At 44.9% G+C, this 16,715-nt stretch carries 10 protein-coding genes and 1 tRNA gene; 9 read left to right on the top strand and 2 right to left on the bottom strand.

What is annotated here, in order from left to right:
* Nucleotides 1–2: 2 nt before the first annotated feature.
* The 3 genes from NXX38_RS19420 to NXX38_RS19410 all read left to right on the top strand — a co-directional run bounded on the left by NXX38_RS19420 (nt 3) and on the right by NXX38_RS19410 (nt 9,015).
* On the top strand, nt 3–6,791 hold the full coding sequence (locus NXX38_RS19420; protein ID WP_258980731.1) for a CotH kinase family protein: 6,789 nt from the start codon (nt 3–5) through the stop codon (nt 6,789–6,791).
* Nucleotides 6,792–7,223: 432 nt separating this feature from the next.
* Nucleotides 7,224–8,519, top strand: coding sequence for a reverse transcriptase domain-containing protein (locus NXX38_RS19415; protein WP_004325875.1), 1,296 nt, complete (start codon nt 7,224–7,226; stop codon nt 8,517–8,519).
* Between the two features lies 1 nt (nt 8,520).
* On the top strand, nt 8,521–9,015 hold the full coding sequence (locus NXX38_RS19410) for a hypothetical protein (protein ID WP_004325876.1): 495 nt from the start codon (nt 8,521–8,523) through the stop codon (nt 9,013–9,015).
* Nucleotides 9,016–9,064: 49 nt separating this feature from the next.
* Here NXX38_RS19410 and NXX38_RS19405 read toward each other — a convergent pair whose 3' ends face one another.
* Both NXX38_RS19405 and NXX38_RS19400 read right to left on the bottom strand, forming a co-directional pair.
* Nucleotides 9,065–10,210 carry a site-specific integrase gene (locus NXX38_RS19405; RefSeq protein WP_004303351.1) on the bottom strand — a complete coding sequence of 382 codons (1,146 nt, stop codon included), beginning with the start codon at nt 10,208–10,210 and terminating at the stop codon, nt 9,065–9,067.
* Nucleotides 10,211–10,368: 158 nt separating this feature from the next.
* Nucleotides 10,369–10,442 (bottom strand) — tRNA-Arg (locus NXX38_RS19400).
* Between the two features lie 286 nt (nt 10,443–10,728).
* Between NXX38_RS19400 and NXX38_RS19395 the strand changes: the two genes are divergently transcribed.
* The 6 genes from NXX38_RS19395 to NXX38_RS19370 all read left to right on the top strand — a co-directional run bounded on the left by NXX38_RS19395 (nt 10,729) and on the right by NXX38_RS19370 (nt 16,645).
* A complete protein-coding gene (locus NXX38_RS19395; protein WP_148366614.1) occupies nt 10,729–11,463 on the top strand; it encodes a hypothetical protein in 735 nt (244 codons plus the stop codon).
* A gap of 127 nt (nt 11,464–11,590) precedes the next feature.
* Nucleotides 11,591–12,598 carry an aminodeoxychorismate synthase component I gene (locus NXX38_RS19390; protein WP_148366615.1) on the top strand — a complete coding sequence of 336 codons (1,008 nt, stop codon included), beginning with the start codon at nt 11,591–11,593 and terminating at the stop codon, nt 12,596–12,598.
* Nucleotides 12,582–13,178, top strand: a complete 597-nt coding sequence (locus NXX38_RS19385) for an aminotransferase class IV family protein (protein ID WP_148366616.1) — start codon at nt 12,582–12,584, stop codon at nt 13,176–13,178. Before NXX38_RS19390 ends, NXX38_RS19385 begins: the two co-directional genes overlap by 17 nt.
* A 277-nt stretch (nt 13,179–13,455) precedes the next feature.
* The gene (locus tag NXX38_RS19380; protein WP_004295842.1) at nt 13,456–14,130 is read left to right on the top strand and encodes a DUF2461 domain-containing protein; all 675 of its coding nucleotides are present in this window, start codon (nt 13,456–13,458) and stop codon (nt 14,128–14,130) included.
* Nucleotides 14,131–14,167: 37 nt separating this feature from the next.
* Nucleotides 14,168–14,614, top strand: coding sequence for a YhcH/YjgK/YiaL family protein (locus NXX38_RS19375; protein WP_004295843.1), 447 nt, complete (start codon nt 14,168–14,170; stop codon nt 14,612–14,614).
* A gap of 18 nt (nt 14,615–14,632) precedes the next feature.
* Nucleotides 14,633–16,645, top strand: coding sequence for an alpha amylase C-terminal domain-containing protein (locus NXX38_RS19370; RefSeq protein ID WP_258980728.1), 2,013 nt, complete (start codon nt 14,633–14,635; stop codon nt 16,643–16,645).
* Nucleotides 16,646–16,715: the final 70 nt, after the last annotated feature.

Genomic DNA, 16,715 nt, shown 5'->3' with positions numbered 1-16,715 from the left:
ATATGGCAACACAGGAGTATATCGATGATCTTATTATAGTCATTGAAACCGCGGAGGACGCGGAAAGCGTTACCAACCAAATGGTGGCGGCGGTTCTTGGCTTCTTGAACGAACACCTGAAACTGGTTTCCCAGGGTAAGGAAATCGAGGCGGAGGAAGCCGCCCGCATTGCCGCCGATGCAGCCTTGCAGAAGGCTATCGACGCCGTTTCTCTACGTATCGACCGGCTTGTCGGCAACAACGCTTCGCAGGCAATCGACAACTTTAACGAAATTCTTGCTTTTCTGGACGGGCTTAAAGACAGTGATTCGCTGGCCGCATTGCTGGCCGATATCAACGCCCGTATCGGCAGCGAAGACGGTTCACAGAGTGAAGACGGTTCCCTTTGGGGAAAGCTGAAAAGTCTGTCCCAGGATATTAGCAGTTGTTCCGAGGACATAAGCACGTTGCAGGCAGACCGTGACGAAATGAAACAGGAGTTGCAGGAAACTGCCGGGCGTCTGTCTTCCACCTTTACCAATGTAAACAACCTCTTGAACGCCGGCAGCGTTTATAGTGATCTGTCGGGGGTGTTTGCAGCATTGAAAACGGCGGGGAAGATTGACGATGTCCGGAAAAACGGCGTGATCCTTTCTTTCCTCACTGCCGACGGCTGGGTGACGAAACAATTTAAAGGCAATCCGGACACGGATTTTGAGAATGTCGAAAAGTGGGAGGATTTCGGCAGCGGCGGTTCAGGCGGCGGGAATACCTATAATGTAACCGGCAGTGTGCCGCTTACGGAAGGTTTCTATACCCTGGCTTCCGCCATTGCCGCGGTACCGGAGAAGTGGCGCGGCCGGGGGCGTGTCATCACCTTTGAAACATCGCTCGGCAAATGGGAGACGTACCAGTTTACCGGAACCGCCCTGGATGCCTGGGACCAGGAGGCGAGCTGGGAAGAGTTCGGCGGCAAAGGAACGGTAAAGAGCGTAACGGTAAACGGCGAGAAGCAGACGCCGGACGCGGCCGGTAATGTGAATGTAAACGTGGATATCCTGGAAGTGGACGAGACTTTGTCCGCCGATTCCACCAATCCGGTAGAAAACAAGGTAGTAACCGCCCGTTTTAACGAGGTGGACGCTTCCACGCTGTTTAACGTAAATGCGGAGGTAAGCGAGGATGAAACATCCGTCCGTCTGTCTTTCCAGAACAAAAGCGGCGCGGAAATTACCGCCGTGGATATCCCGGCCGGTTCCGGTGGAGGTTCCGGCGAAACGGTGGCTACTAAAATTGTCTTGAATGCGGCTGTAGATAACGCCATAATCAAGGAAGGCGGAAACGCCCGTCTTACTTATACATACGATCACCAATACACCACGGGGGATGAAAAGGGGGAATCTACCGGGCAAAAGGCGGATATCACCGTTACGATCAGGCGTGGAACAACTACCATGTATTCCCAGACGGTCAGCGATGTTTCCAAAGGCAGTTACGAACTGGACCTTTCAAGTTACTTGCTTGTTGGGAATACCGATATTTACGTAGTGGCAACCACAACCGATCCGACTACCGGCAAGAAACAGACCCGACAGGCGTTTACATCCGTGAAGGTTGTCAGCCTTTCCCTTACCAGCTCTTACAATCTGGCCGGGGCCATAGCCGCAGGCGGTTATACCCTGGCCGACACGATTAATATCCCTTATGCCGTGAGCGGTTCCGGAACAAAGGTCGTCACGCTTTATCTGAACGGCCGGCAACAGAACGCGCACACCATTACAAGATCGGGAACGACAAACGGCAGTTTCAGTTTGTCCCCCTCTTCGCTTGTGACCGGCCGGAATACCGTTCAAATGGTTGCCGAAATGGAGGCTTCCGCCGATCTCGTGTTAAAGTCTGAAAGTATCTATATTGATATTCTGAAATCCGGAGGATCGGCACCGTTCATCGGCACGATGATGAGTTTTCCGGACGGCCGTATTTTTACGGAGGACCATCTTGTTCCGCGCTTGGAAGCGGGGCAGTACGAACAGGTAAAATTTGACTTTGTGGCTTATGATCCTGACGCAACGCCGGCTCAAATGGACGTTTACCGGGACGGGGTGAAAACGCAGTCTGTCAGTGTGGCCCGTACTACGCAGACATATACCAACCGTTTTACGGAGCAGGGCGAGATCACTATGAAATTTAAGACGGGGGCCACGGAATACCCGTTTTATATCGACGTAACGGAAAGCGGGATCGACTTGCAGGAAACTACCGCCGGGCTTGTACTGAAACTTTCGGCAGCCGGGCGGAGCAACAGCGAATCCGATCCGGGAGCCTGGGATTATGGCGACATACATACGACATTTTCTGGTTTCGACTGGAGCAGCAACGGCTGGACGGGTGACGCCCTGAAACTTACGGGAGGCGCGAAGATTGAAATCGGGTACCGGCCGTTCTCCACGGATGCAACCACTACCGGGGCTACCTATGAAATGGAAATTCTTTGTTCGTCGGTAACGGACCGGCAGGGGGTGATACTGGACTGTATGGCCGGCGATATCGGTTTCCAGATGACAACGGAGCAGGCCCTTATGCGTGTTTCCGGCGGTACGGAAGTAAGTACGAAGTTTGCAAGTGATATGAACCTGAAAATGGCCTTTATTGTCGGGGCCAAGGCCGGTAAGCGGTTGCTGGAACTTTATGTAAACGGAATCCGTTGCGGAGCGGTGCAGTATGGGGCTACCGAAGGATTACTGCAGGCGGAACCGGTGAACATCCGTTTGTTCAGTGATACGGCGGATGTGGAGATCAGGAATTTCCGTATTTATAACCGTGCGCTTACGGATGATGAAGAATTGAACAATTACATGGTAGACCGGACTACGTCGGACGAAATGGTCCTGTTATTTGAAAAGAATGATGTTACGGGGGACAACGGTACGGATATCGACATAGACAAGTTACGCGCCCAGGGAAAGGCGGTTATGCGAATTGTCGGCGATGTGAACCTTGTCAACGCCACCAATAACAAGAAATTCGAGGTACCGGTCGATATCTATTTTTATAGCCCGCAGGGTAAGGAGTACGATTTTGTAGCAAGGAATGTCGGTCTAAGAATACAGGGTACATCATCCACCACTTATCCGCGTAAGAATTACCGTCTTTATTTCTTGCGCCTGGAAAAATACGGTACCACGCTGGAAGTTAACGGCGTGGATGTGCCGTCCCTTGAATACAGTTTCAAACCGGGAGCACGGCCGATCAGTATATTCTGTTTGAAAGCGGACTTTTCCGATTCTTCCGGTACACATAATACCGGTGCGGTGCGTATTGTGAACGACGTTTGGAAGAGGTGCGGGTGGCTGACACCGCCGCAGGCTGCATATAAGGGGGAATATGACGTACGTATAGGCGTGGACGGTTTCCCTATGGACCTGTTTTATGACAACGACGGCACCGGTGCGAATACTTATCTGGGAAAATACAATTTCAATAATGAGAAGTCGGAAAGTGCGATCATTTACGGTTTTGAAGGAATTGAAGGATTCAACGACGAAGCGGCCCTGAACGGGCAGCGTAACAAATGTATCTGTCTGGAGTTCCTGAACAACTCCGAGGCCCTTTGTCTGTTCGGGACTACCGACATGTCTTCTTTTGATGATGCGCTGGAATTTCGTTTCAAGGCGGACACTACCTGGGCGGATGCACACGAGGACGACAAGGCGGCAGTTACAAGGCTTTGGAACTGGATCGATTCATGTAAGGATGATCCCGCCAAGTTCCTGGCGGAATATAACCAGTATTTCGGTAATGACAGCCCGTTTGCATGGTATCTGATTACCGATTACTTTATGGCTGTGGATAACCGGGCAAAAAACATGATGCTGGCGACTTGGGACTCTCTGATCTGGTATTTCCTTCCTTACGATATGGACACGCTGTTCGGTGTGCGTAATGATTCGGTACTGAAATACGAATATACCATTACCCACGAAAGTTTTGACGATAGTATCGGTAGTTATGCTTTTGCCGGCCATGATTCCGTTTTATGGGAACTGGTACGGTCTTGTCCGGACAAATTGCGTGAAGTGGCGGAAACCTTGCGTAGCAATATGAGCCTTGAATATGTCCTGCAAGTATTTAACGAGGAACAAATGGGCAACTGGTGCGAGCGGATTTATAACAAGGATTCGGAATATAAATATATCCTTCCGCTTACCGAAGGGGTGACAACCGGCAGCGGAACCAGTTATTATAATTATCTGTATGCCTTGCAGGGAAGCCGTTATGCGCACCGTACTTATACCATTCAGAACCGTTTCGCCCTTTTGGATAGTCAGTATGTGGCCGGTACTTACCGTCGTGACAGCTTCGCGGCTTATTTCGGATACAAGTTCGGCAGCGATAACCGGAAAATTCGGATTACGGCCTCCGAACGGTATTATTACGGGTACGGGTACACGTCCGGAACACCGCACCAAAGCGCGGTACTTGCAGAAACGGCCGGGGCTGTGGTGGAACTGACAATGGACACGGATTTAATTGTAAACGATCCGCAATATTTCTACGGTGCAAGCCGTATTCGCGGGCTTGATCTGACGGATGTAGCCCACGCCATTGTCGGCACGTTGAACCTGAACAACTGCACGGCCTTGCGTGAACTGAATGTTAGTTGTGAGGCCGGACAGACGACATTTAACGCCCTTCTGGTGGGTAATTGCCGTAATCTTCGAAAACTCGACATATCCGGACTTAAATCTTCTTCCTTTACCGGTATGGACCTTTCAAGTAATACCAAACTTGAAACCTTCCTGGCCGGTGATACATCCCTTACCGGTGTGACATTTGCCGGCGGTGCGCCTCTGGCCGTTTGCGTCCTTCCCGGAACTTTGCAGACGCTCGAACTCCGGTACCTGAACAAACTAACCAATGCAGGGCTGCAGCTGGAAGGTACGGCAAATATCACGCGCCTTGTGATTGATAACTGTAGCCTGATCGACTGGAACACGTTATTACAGCAATGCAGTGCGACCAGCTATCTACGAATTACCGGTATAGATATGGACGGGAACGGTAATTTGCTTCGCAGGCTTATGACAATGGGCGGCGTTGATGAAGACGGGGGAAACGTGCAGACGTGCCGCCTGGTAGGTACGTACCGGCTCACCCAGTCCATGTCGGATGAAGAGTACGCCGCCACCTGTGCACATTTCCCGGAACTGAATATCATTCAGCCGCAGTTTGTCGGTATAAAAATAGATCAGACGGTAGGAGACGGGGAAAAGATTACGAATCTGGATAACTCTACCGGATATGACTATAATACTGAATTTACCCCGTCTTCCCATATATTGGAAGTGTTGTCGAAAAGACGTTGTATTCTGGCTAAAAAGACGGCGGAGGGTGAAATGACCTGTTACCCGCTTCATGATGAGAACCGAAATAAATACGCGGATAGTGACAGCGTGGAGAACGCCACGGATGCAGTATTAACCGGATCGGAAGGTGAAGTTTACATATATGAGCCTCATTACTGGTACAAGGGAGTAACGGACGTGCTGAATCAGTGCCTTTACGGTTTTATTTCAAGTAATGAGGATGCGCCGGCAGCAGCAGGGTACACCAGTATAAGATTTACCCGCGAGGAACTGGATGTGACGGAAGGGATCGGGATTCGTAAGAATACGGATTACACAACCATTGAAGAGGCGAAGAATGAATACGAATCCGGATCGTTCGCCCTGGTGGACGTCCGGGATTACAAGCAGGTTCGTTTTCCCGGTTTTGCTTCTACTCTTTACGGTGCTGTATTTATAGATGATGCCGGGAAAATAGTAAGTCGGATCAGCGTTTCAAATGCGAACGGTTTTATCAATGGTATGTATCTGTTTTGTGCCGTTCCTGTAGGGGCTACGAAACTGGCCTTTACTTTCCTTAATTCGGCGGCCTTCGATTTCGTTTTACTCACAACATCGGAAAGTGTGGAAGCGATCGAGCCGGACTGGGTAGAGCATACGGAATGCCTGGGCGGTGTTTATGAAGCCTATCTGATTGATGATGTGCTGCGTTCTGTCAGTGGTGTTTCAAGTGTAGGAACTATTTCACAGAGCCAGGCAGTCAAATACGCCCAGAACAGGGGCAAAGGTTTCCAGCTGTTCGACTGGGAGATGCACAAGGATGTGGGTAATCTGCATTTCTTTAAATACGGTAATACCGATTCGCAGGGAGTTTGCGGATATGGAACAAACAATTACCAGAAAGTGACAGGCCTTACAAATGCGCTGGGGATGCGTGATACGGTTTCTTATTATAAGGAAAAGGGCGGTTCCAATCCACAGGCGGAAGGTGCTTACCGGGACGGTGTAAATTATCAGTCCGTCAATGTGCTGGGATATGAGAATTTCCAGGGAAACAAGGCGGAATGGTTGCAGTATGTCACAGTAAACAAGACGGCGGCGGACGGAAGGTGGTTTATTACCATGCCGGACGGAACGGAACGCGTTGTACAGGGAATTACTGTTTATAATGCGGATATTTATCCTACCCACATGGTTTGGGGCCGGTATATGGATTTGATTGCGGCCAAGGAAGGCGGTTCCACTTCCTCTCATTGGTTCGACAGGTTCTATGTGGGTACCGGGCTTTCTCGTGTGGTGTATCGGTCGAACTACAGCGCGAGCGCGTTGGGCGGTGTTTCGTATGCGTCCGCGAATTTCGATTCATCGAGCACGAGTGCGTTCATCGGCGTTCGGCTTGCCTTCAGGGGCATCATACGCTGGGCGGGTAGCGTCGCGGCCTTTAAAGCCATAAATCAGGCAGATTAAGATAAAAAATAGCAACGTAAAACGTTGTGCGGGTAGCGCAGGCGTCCGGAAGTAAGACGGGTGCCGGTGCTTCCTGAAAGTACAAAGGCGGATTTCCTCATATACACTCGTGTGGTGTATCGGTCGAACAACAACGCGAACGCGTTAGGCGGTGTTTCGTATGCGAACGCGAATAACGATTCATCGAACACGAATGCGAACATCGGCGTTCGGCTTGCAAACAATTAGGATAAAGAAAAAGCGCATAAGCCTTAAAGATTGGCGTACAACAGTGGGGACGTGTCCCCGGCGTGGAGCCAAGAGGAATGAGCCTCGCCAACAGCAGCCGTTTACGGCTGGAAAGGGGAAAAATAAAGCGCAGGGCAATGGGGTTTGGTAGGAATTTTTTTCGAAGAAGCCCGGCCCGGGGAATTGAAGGCTAATTTAATTATCATGTGGAGAGAAGATAATATTATAGAAGAGATTGTCGAGGACTCCAATATAGAGGACGCCATAAAAACGGTATTGCGCAAAAGAAGACGAAAGCGCAGCTTTGCCGGGCGTAGAATACTGGCGGATGTCCCGAAGGCAGTAGAGAGGATCAGGCAGCGGATCAGGAGTGGGCGGTTCAAGCTCGGAGGATATCGGGAAATGACCGTAGACGACGGGCCGAAGGTAAGGACCGTACAATCGGTTTCCCTGGAGGACAGGATCGTTCTTAACGCTGTTATGAATGTGGTGGACCGGCATTTGAAAGTACGTTTTATCCGGACTACTTCCGCATCCATTAAAAACAGGGGAACGCATGACCTTTTACAGTATATCGTTAAAGATATAAAGGATGATCCCGAAGGAACCCTGTTCGGGTACCAGTTCGATATAACGAAATTCTATGAAAGCGTAGACCAGGACATTTTGCTGGATGCAGTGAAAAAGATGTTCAAGGATAAAATATTAATCGGAATCCTGGAAGAGTGCATCCGCATGATGCCTAAAGGCGTAAGTATCGGGCTAAGATCATCACAGGGGCTTTGTAATTTGCTTCTATCCATTTACCTGGATCACCGGTTAAAGGATCAGGAGGCAGTAGCACACTATTACCGGTATTGTGACGACGGTCTGGTGCTTTCCGGTAGTAAGAAATACCTTTGGAAGGTTAGGGATATCATTCATGAACAGGCCCGTAAAGCCCGCCTGGAGATTAAAAGCAATGATACCGTTTTCCCGATCACCGAAGGTATCGACTTCCTGGGATATGTAACCCGCCCGGATCATGTACGGTTAAGGAAGCGTAACAAACAAAAGTTCGCCCGCAAGATGCACAAGGTTAAAAGCAAGAAACGCAGGCAGGAGCTGACCGCCTCATTTTACGGGCTTACAAAACATGCCGATTGCAAGAACTTATTTTATAAACTAACAGGAAAGAAAATGAAAAAATTAAAAGATCTGGGCTACAAGTACAAGCCTAAAGACGGACGGAAACGATTTACCGGGGCAAGGATCAAGTCGCCCGAACTGATGAACAAGGATGTGATCGTACTTGATTATGAAAAGGATGTTCCGACGAAAAACGGAAACCGGACTGTTATAAAGCTGGAACTCGACGGCAAGGAGAGAAAGTATTTTACCAGCCTGGAGGAAACACTTTTCATTTGTGAATCAGCGGCAAGAGACGGAGAACTGCCTTTTGAAGCACATTGCGAAGGTGAAGTAAGTGAAAAAGGATTGATAATTATACATTTTACTTGAAATGATACGAATTTATGCAGACAGCAAGGCGGAACCGGTAAGATGTACCAACCGCCGCCGGGGAATCTGGCGTATTACGTGGGATTACCAGGAAACAGAGACAGCAGAAGGAGTGCAGCGTAGTTACATGGAAGAGACGTTCGATCATCTACCCGCACTGGCAGAAATCAAGGCGGTTATTAATGAATGGTATAACCGGAAGATAACCGACACGATCGAAAGCGGGTACGTATGGAACGGCCTGAAAGTCTGGCTTTCCATGGAGAACCAGATGAATTATAAGACGGCGTACGATCTTGCCTTGCAGACAGGCGGGGAAAACCTTCCTGTTACTTTCAAGCTCGGGGAAGAAGACAACCCGACGTTTTACGAGTTTGCAAGTATGCAGCAACTACAAGAGTTTTACACCGGTGCCGTGAAACATATACAGGAGACACAAAAGGAAGGCTGGGAACTTAAAAAGGCGATAGACTGGAGCGTTTATACGTTGGAGTAGAAAAAGTGAAGGGGGAAGCGGGAAACACGTTTCCCCTTCACTCTTTTAGTTATAACATATCATCAAAGGCGTGTATTCCCGCTTCGCGTTCATCTTCCAGAGCATGTGCGTAAACCATTGTCATAGTTATAGAACTATGTCCCAAAAGGTGGGATAGCGTTACGATATCATGTGTTTTCTTATAATACAAGGTAGCGAATGTATGCCGCCCGGTCTTTGAACTGATATCCTTTGTTATTCCTACTTTACCGGCTATTGTTTTCAATACCCGGTTTATATCCTGATCCGTGGGAAGGTTCATAAACAAGTTACCTTTTGTACGTCCGGCCCGGTAATATTCATAGATATAACGTGCCGGGTCCGATAAGGGTACAGTTACCGGTATTTTTGTCTTACCTCGTGTGTAGTGTAGTTCATTCCCTATGAACTGGTTTATCTGCAATGCTTTTGCATCGCCTATATGCAAAGAAGTAAAACAAAGAAACAGAAAAAAACGGAGTACGTTCTGGGTACATTCTTCCAGGCGGCCGGACCGGTACAAGGCGGTCAGACGGAGGAGTTCTTCTTCCGTCAGGTATATAACTTCACTTTTGGGGCGACGTATCTTTATGGCCGCGAACGGGTCCTGGTCCATATAACCGCCGCGTATGGCGGCACCTACATATATTTTGATAGTAGCCATGTTACGCCATGCCGTAGAATCCATGTTACCTATTTTGCGAAGATATGCAAAGAAAGACAGGAGAAATTCGTGGGTAATCTCTGAAAATACAAGGCCGGGTGCGAATGTTTCCAGTTTCTTGATGATAGAAACGTGATGTTTCCAGGTACCGAAAGAAATAGTTTTGCTAATTTGTTTGAGGTAAACCCGTGCAAAATCAAAGAAGGTACCAAAATCGGAGGGATTGTTATACTGGCGGAAGAAACTTTCTTTTGTCAGCGTCTCATTTTTAAGACGGGCACGGACAAATATATCGCTTACTCGTGAACGGATATTGGAGATGATTAAATTTTTATCCTTACTTTCTTTGTCCCGGCCTTTTATCACTTCGTTTTGCTCATCCCATTCTTTAGAGGTGACACTTAACCTTACCGCGATCCTTATTTTCTCGCGGTTGATATAAAATTCCACATACAGGGGGAGCCGGTCGGTTTTGCCTTTTTTGCCTTGTCTTACAACTCTTATTGCCGTCATTTTTATATGCCTATTTTATGCCTGTAGAGGGGATATGCCTACAAATATGCCTACACAGGCAGGTTATTAAAAGTTAAACGGGGCGAAAGTAAAACGTTTAATATCAGCTATTTAAAAGAAAAATCCGATAACATTTAACTGTTACCGGATGTTAATAGTGATTCCGAAGCGATTCGAACGCTTGACCCACGCCTTAGAAGGGCGTTGCTCTATCCAGCTGAGCTACGGAACCAGCCTTATTTGCGGATGCAAAGGTAGTGCTTTTTATGAAAATTCAAAAACTTTCCGGCATTTTTTTATTCATATATTTCTTTGTGACTATGAATCAGTAGTTTATAATAGAGATGAATTTTGTTTATTTATATGGTTTGGGAGTATTAAATAGAAAAACGCCATTTTTACGAAGAATAACGAACGTTATATAGGTTTCAAAAAGCTCAAAAAAATAAAATAGGGTTGTGTTTTTCTATTATAACTTCTACTTTTGAACGATAAACAACTAAAAAACACATAAAGTTATGAAGAAATTGATTTTTTTATTTGCATTTTGTATTGTAGTGACTAATGTTTTTGCACAAACCGACCCAGAGCAATTGAAAAAAGAAGGAAATGATGCATTTAATGCTAAAAATTATCCTGTAGCGTATGCGAAATTCAGTGAATATTTGAAACAAACGAATAATCAAGATTCTGCAACCGCTTATTATTGTGGTATAGCTGCCGATGCTGTGAAGAAGTATCCGGAAGCTGTGAGTCTTTTTGATATAGCAATTCAAAAGAAGTTCAATATCGGAAATGCTTATGCTCGCAAAGCTTTGGCTTTAGATGCACAAAAGAAGACTGCTGAATATGTAGCTACATTGGAAGAAGGATTGAAAGTAGATCCTAAGAATACAACAATGGTAAAGAATTATAGCCTTCACTATTTGAAAGCAGGACTTGCTGCACAGAAAGCCGGAAAAGCAGAAGAAGCAGAAGACTGTTTTAAGAAAGTAATTCCTTTGGATCACAAGCAGTATAAAACAAATGCATTGTACAGTTTAGGAGTTCTGTGCTATAATGATGGCGCTAATATCCTGAAGAAAGCTGCTCCTTTGGCAAATTCTGATGCAGATAAATATGCTGCAGAAAAAGAAAAAGCTGATGGTAGATTTAAAGAAGCATTAGACTATCTGGAAGAAGCTGCTAAGATCTCTCCGGAAAATGAAAATGTGAAGAAGATGCTTCCTCAAGTAAAAGCTGTTATGAAGTAATTTTACCAATCTTATAAATGATAAAGGGTTGCCGATATGACACGTCGGACAACCCTTTTTTATTGCTATCTTTTTCTAATCTATACTTTTTGTGTACATTTGCTTTTTCTAAACGTAGAAGTATTTTATGCACTTATATAATAAGGAACAGGCTATCAAACGAATGAATCAGTTGGGACAACTCCATCGTCCTTTCATTTTCATTATAAATTATCTACAAGATGTGTCTTATATAGAGGAGGTTGCTGCTGTTGATTCTACTGAAGTTTTGTATAATCTGAATGGATTTACCAATCAGACCATATCAGATGAAGATAACATGGCTACTTACTCTGCAAAAGCAATGCCTTCACTACATTGGCAGCCTTTTGCAGAATCTTTCTTTTCCTATCAACGTTCGTTTAATATCGTGCGACAGAACATCCTGGCAGGAAATAGCTTCCTTACAAATTTGACGTGTCGCACTCCGGTAGAAACCAATCTCACTCTGAAAGATATTTATTTTCGCTCAAAAGCGATTTATAAGTTATGGGTTAAAGACCGTTTTACGGTTTTCTCTCCTGAAATATTTATTAGAATTCATCAGGGAAAAATTAGCTCATATCCGATGAAGGGAACCATTGATGCTTCAATTCCCTCCGCTGCTCAATTATTAATGAATGATCCGAAAGAGACTGCCGAACATGCTACCATTGTAGATCTGATTCGTAATGATTTAAGTATGGTTGCCAGCCGAGTGTCAGTTTCCCGGTATCGGTATATGGATAGGTTACAGACTAATCGGGGAGCCATTTTTCAGACGAGTTCTGAAATTCAGGGTATATTGCCCGAAAATTATCAGGAGCATTTGGGAGATATTATTTTCAGATTACTGCCAGCCGGTTCTATTACCGGTGCTCCAAAGAAAAAGACGATGCAGATTATCCAGGAAGCTGAAACCTACGACAGAGGATTTTATACAGGAGTTATGGGATATTCTGATGGCATTGATTTAGATAGTGCTGTTATGATACGTTTTGTAGAACAGGAAGGGGAAAAGATGTATTTTAAAAGTGGAGGTGGGATTACCTGCCAGAGTGATGTGGAAAGTGAGTATAATGAAATGAAACAGAAAGTATATGTACCCATTTATTGAGACTATCCGGATAGAGGATGGACAGATTTATAATCTTGATTATCACACAGAGCGCTTTAATAAAACCCGTGCAGCTTTTTGGAAAGACTGCACTCCGCTGGATTTACGGGAATTTATATCTCCGCCCACTTTAAATGGAATTCATAAATGCCGGATTGTATATGGAAAAGAAGTGGAAGAAGTTACGTATGCGCCTTATCAGATGCGACAGGTTTCTTCTTTGCATTTGGTTGTGTCTGATACCATTGATTATACTTATAAAAGTGCGCATCGGGAAGAACTGAATGCTTTGTACGTTCAAAGAGGAATGGCGGATGATGTTTTAATTGTGAGAAATGGCTATCTGACAGATACCTCTATAGCTAATGTTGCTCTCTATGACGGAGATACTTGGTTCACACCGGCTCATCCGTTACTCCGTGGGACGAAACGAAGCGAATTTCTGGACAGGCAGCTCATTGTTGAGAAAGACATTCCGCAAATATGTTTGAAAGACTATTCCCATATCATGTTATTCAACGCAATGATTGACTGGAAACGCATTATATTGCCTATAAATGAGAAACATTTAATTCTATAAACTATAATTAACTGAAATATACAGAGAACTGCTGAACAAATGTCTCCTTTGTACTGTTATATTTATGTGTTTTTCATAGTATTAGATATAAGATTAATTAAAGAGATTGTACTTCACTTGTGAAAGCTAAAGTACGTCAGAGACAGAAGAGTCTGTTTTTTTGATAAATGTGTTAGAGCATCGGTTTTACCAGGCCGATGCTTTTTTTATGTCCTTTTACCCCCTTTTGTAGTTTATATGAAATAAAATTTGTACGTTTGTAGAGTAATAATAGAAAATGATAAAGATGAACATACCCGTTATCTTTCAGTTTTTAAAAGATCTTTCCGCGAATAATAATCGTGAGTGGTTTAATGAGCATAAGGCAGAATATGAAACAGCCCGTGCCGAGTTCGACAACTTTTTGGCAACAGTGATCGCCCGTATTTCCTTGTTTGATGAAACTATCCGGGGGATTCAGCCCAAAGACTGTACTTATCGTATTTACCGGGATACCCGCTTCTCTGCGGATAAAACACCTTATAAAATACATTTCGGAGGTTATATCAATGCCAAAGGAAAGAAGTCCGATCATTGTGGATATTATGTACACTTGCAGCCGGATGGTTCTATGCTTGCCGGAGGAAGCCTGTGCCTGCCTACCAATATCCTGAAAGCAGTGCGACAATCTATCTATGATAATATCGAAGAGTTTGTTGCGATCGTAGAAGATCCGGAGTTTAAGAAATACTTTCCGGTGATAGGAGAGGATTTTCTGAAAACAGCTCCGAAAGGTTTTCCGAAAGATTTCAAGTACATTGATTATTTGAAATGTAAAGAATATGTTTGCTCTTATAATGTTCCCGATAACTTCTTCACCCGACCGGATATGTTGGAACAGATAGACAAAGTGTTCCGGCAATTCAAACGGTTTGCCGATTTTATAAATTATACAATTGATGATTTTGAATAAATAATGCCTAGAATATAAACTTTAAAATTTAACTTATATGGTAGTAGATACTTTAGAAAATCTGGAGAAATATGCGTCTTTAAACCCTCTGTTTGCACAAGCTATTGAATTCTTGAAGTCTCATGACCTCCAAGCCATGGAAGTTGGTAAGACAGAACTGAAAGGAAAAGATCTGTTGGTGAATATTGCACAAACCAAACCTAAAACAAAAGAGGAAGCCAAACTGGAAACTCATAACGAATTTATTGATATTCAAATCCCATTGTCGGGAACAGAAATAATGGGGTATACTGCTGCTAAAGACTGTGTTCCGGCAGATGCACCTTATAACGCAGAAAAAGATATTACTTTCTTCGAAGGATTAGCAGAAACATACGTTGCCGTGAAACCGGGAATGTTTGCTATCTTTTTCCCGCAAGACGGTCATGCTCCCGGTATCACTCCGGATGGTGTGAAGAAAGTAATTGTAAAAGTAAAAGCATAATCCTAATTCAATTCTGATATGGAAAAGACACTTAATCTCATAAAAAACGATCCCTGGCTGGAACCTTTTGCCGGTGCTATTACCGGGCGTCATCAGTATGTATTAGACAAAGAAGCTGAATTGACGAATAAGGGAAAACAAACCCTTTCAGATTTTGCATCGGGGTATCTTTATTTTGGATTGCATCGCACCGATAAGGGGTGGACTTTCCGTGAATGGGCCCCCAATGCTACTCATATTTATATGGTGGGTACATTTAATAACTGGGAGGAGAAAGCTGCTTATAAGCTGGAAAAACAAAAGAATGGCAATTGGGAAATCAATCTGCCGGCAGATGCCATTCATCATGGCGATCTCTACAAACTGAATGTATATTGGGAAGGCGGACAAGGCGAGCGTATTCCTGCATGGGCTACACGTGTGGTACAGGATGAACAGACCAAAATATTCAGTGCACAAGTCTGGGCTCCGGAGAACCCCTATAAATTCAAGAAGAAAACATTTAAGCCCGACACGAATCCGCTGTTGATTTATGAATGTCATATCGGAATGGCACAGCAGGAGGAAAAAGTGGGCACATATAACGAATTCCGCGAGAAAATACTTCCTCGTATTGCTGAAGAAGGATATAATTGTATCCAGATTATGGCTATTCAGGAACATCCATATTATGGAAGCTTCGGCTATCATGTATCCAGTTTCTTTGCTGCTTCTTCGCGTTTTGGTACCCCCGATGAATTAAAAGCACTGATTGATGCTGCTCATGAGATGGGGATTGCTGTGATTATGGACATCGTTCATTCACATGCAGTGAAGAATGAAGTAGAAGGATTAGGAAACTTTGCCGGTGATCCGAATCAGTATTTTTATCCGGGCGCTCGTCGCGAACATCCGGCTTGGGACTCTCTCTGCTTCGATTATGGCAAGAATGAAGTAATCCACTTCCTGTTGTCAAACTGCAAGTACTGGCTGGAAGAATATAAGTTTGACGGATTCCGTTTTGATGGAGTGACTTCTATGTTATATTACAGCCACGGATTGGGTGAAGCCTTCTGTAACTATGGAGATTATTTCAACGGTCATCAGGATGATAATGCGATTTGTTACCTGACACTGGCTAATGAAGTGATTCATCAGGTAAATCCGAAGGCGATAACCATTGCGGAAGAAGTTTCCGGTATGCCGGGACTGGCTGCCAAAGTGGAAGATGGCGGTTATGGCTTCGATTATCGTATGGCTATGAATATTCCGGACTACTGGATCAAGACAATCAAAGAAAAGATCGATGAAGACTGGAAACCTTCCAGCATGTTCTGGGAAGTAACCAACCGTCGCCAGGATGAAAAGACCGTTTCGTATGCAGAAAGTCATGACCAGGCATTGGTAGGAGATAAGACGATTATCTTCCGCCTGATTGATGCCGATATGTACTGGCACATGCAGAAGGGAGACGAAAATTATGTTGTCAACCGTGGTATTGCTTTGCATAAAATGATTCGTTTGCTGACCTCTTCGACTATCAACGGAGGTTATCTGAACTTCATGGGAAATGAATTCGGGCATCCCGAATGGATTGATTTCCCGCGTGAAGGTAACGGATGGTCGTGCAAATATGCCCGCCGCCAATGGGATTTGGTGGACAACAAAAATCTGACCTATCACTATATGGGTGATTTTGATAAAGAAATGCTGAAAGTTATCAAGAGTGTGAAAGATTTCCAGGCAACACCAGTTCAGGAAATATGGCATAATGATGGCGATCAGGTATTGGCATACGAACGTAAGGACCTTATATTTGTCTTTAACTTTAATCCGAAGCAGTCGTTCACTGATTATGGATTCCTGGTAACTCCGGGAGCTTATGAAGTGATACTGAACACGGACGATGTTGCATTTGGAGGAAACGGTTTGGCAGACGACTCTGTCGTGCACTTCACTATTACCGATCCGCTGTACAAGAAGGAAAAGAAAGAGTGGTTGAAACTCTATATTCCTGCCCGTACCGCCGTAGTACTTAGAAAGAAAAAATAATTTTATCTTTAAATCAAGAAGCCCCCGCAGATATTCAATAATATTTGTGGGGGCTTTCTCATTTATTACC

It is taken from the genome of Bacteroides sp. BFG-637, assembly GCF_024793605.1.
Classification (GTDB): Bacteria; Bacteroidota; Bacteroidia; order Bacteroidales; family Bacteroidaceae; genus Bacteroides; species Bacteroides vicugnae.
This window is presented reverse-complemented; position numbering and strand designations above follow the sequence as displayed.

Excerpts from the sequence above, each read along its gene's own strand:
- NXX38_RS19410 (WP_004325876.1), top strand. The coding sequence starts at position 8,521 with ATGATACGAATTTATGCAGACAGCAAGGCGGAACCGGTAAGATGTACC.
- NXX38_RS19385 (WP_148366616.1), top strand. The coding sequence starts at position 12,582 with ATGTACCCATTTATTGAGACTATCCGGATAGAGGATGGACAGATTTAT.
- NXX38_RS19370 (WP_258980728.1), top strand. The coding sequence starts at position 14,633 with ATGGAAAAGACACTTAATCTCATAAAAAACGATCCCTGGCTGGAACCT.
- NXX38_RS19405 (WP_004303351.1), bottom strand. The coding sequence starts at position 10,210 with ATGACGGCAATAAGAGTTGTAAGACAAGGCAAAAAAGGCAAAACCGAC.
- NXX38_RS19395 (WP_148366614.1), top strand. The coding sequence starts at position 10,729 with ATGAAGAAATTGATTTTTTTATTTGCATTTTGTATTGTAGTGACTAAT.
- NXX38_RS19375 (WP_004295843.1), top strand. The coding sequence starts at position 14,168 with ATGGTAGTAGATACTTTAGAAAATCTGGAGAAATATGCGTCTTTAAAC.
- NXX38_RS19390 (WP_148366615.1), top strand. The coding sequence starts at position 11,591 with ATGCACTTATATAATAAGGAACAGGCTATCAAACGAATGAATCAGTTG.
- NXX38_RS19415 (WP_004325875.1), top strand. The coding sequence starts at position 7,224 with ATGTGGAGAGAAGATAATATTATAGAAGAGATTGTCGAGGACTCCAAT.
- NXX38_RS19380 (WP_004295842.1), top strand. The coding sequence starts at position 13,456 with ATGATAAAGATGAACATACCCGTTATCTTTCAGTTTTTAAAAGATCTT.
- NXX38_RS19420 (WP_258980731.1), top strand. The coding sequence starts at position 3 with ATGGCAACACAGGAGTATATCGATGATCTTATTATAGTCATTGAAACC.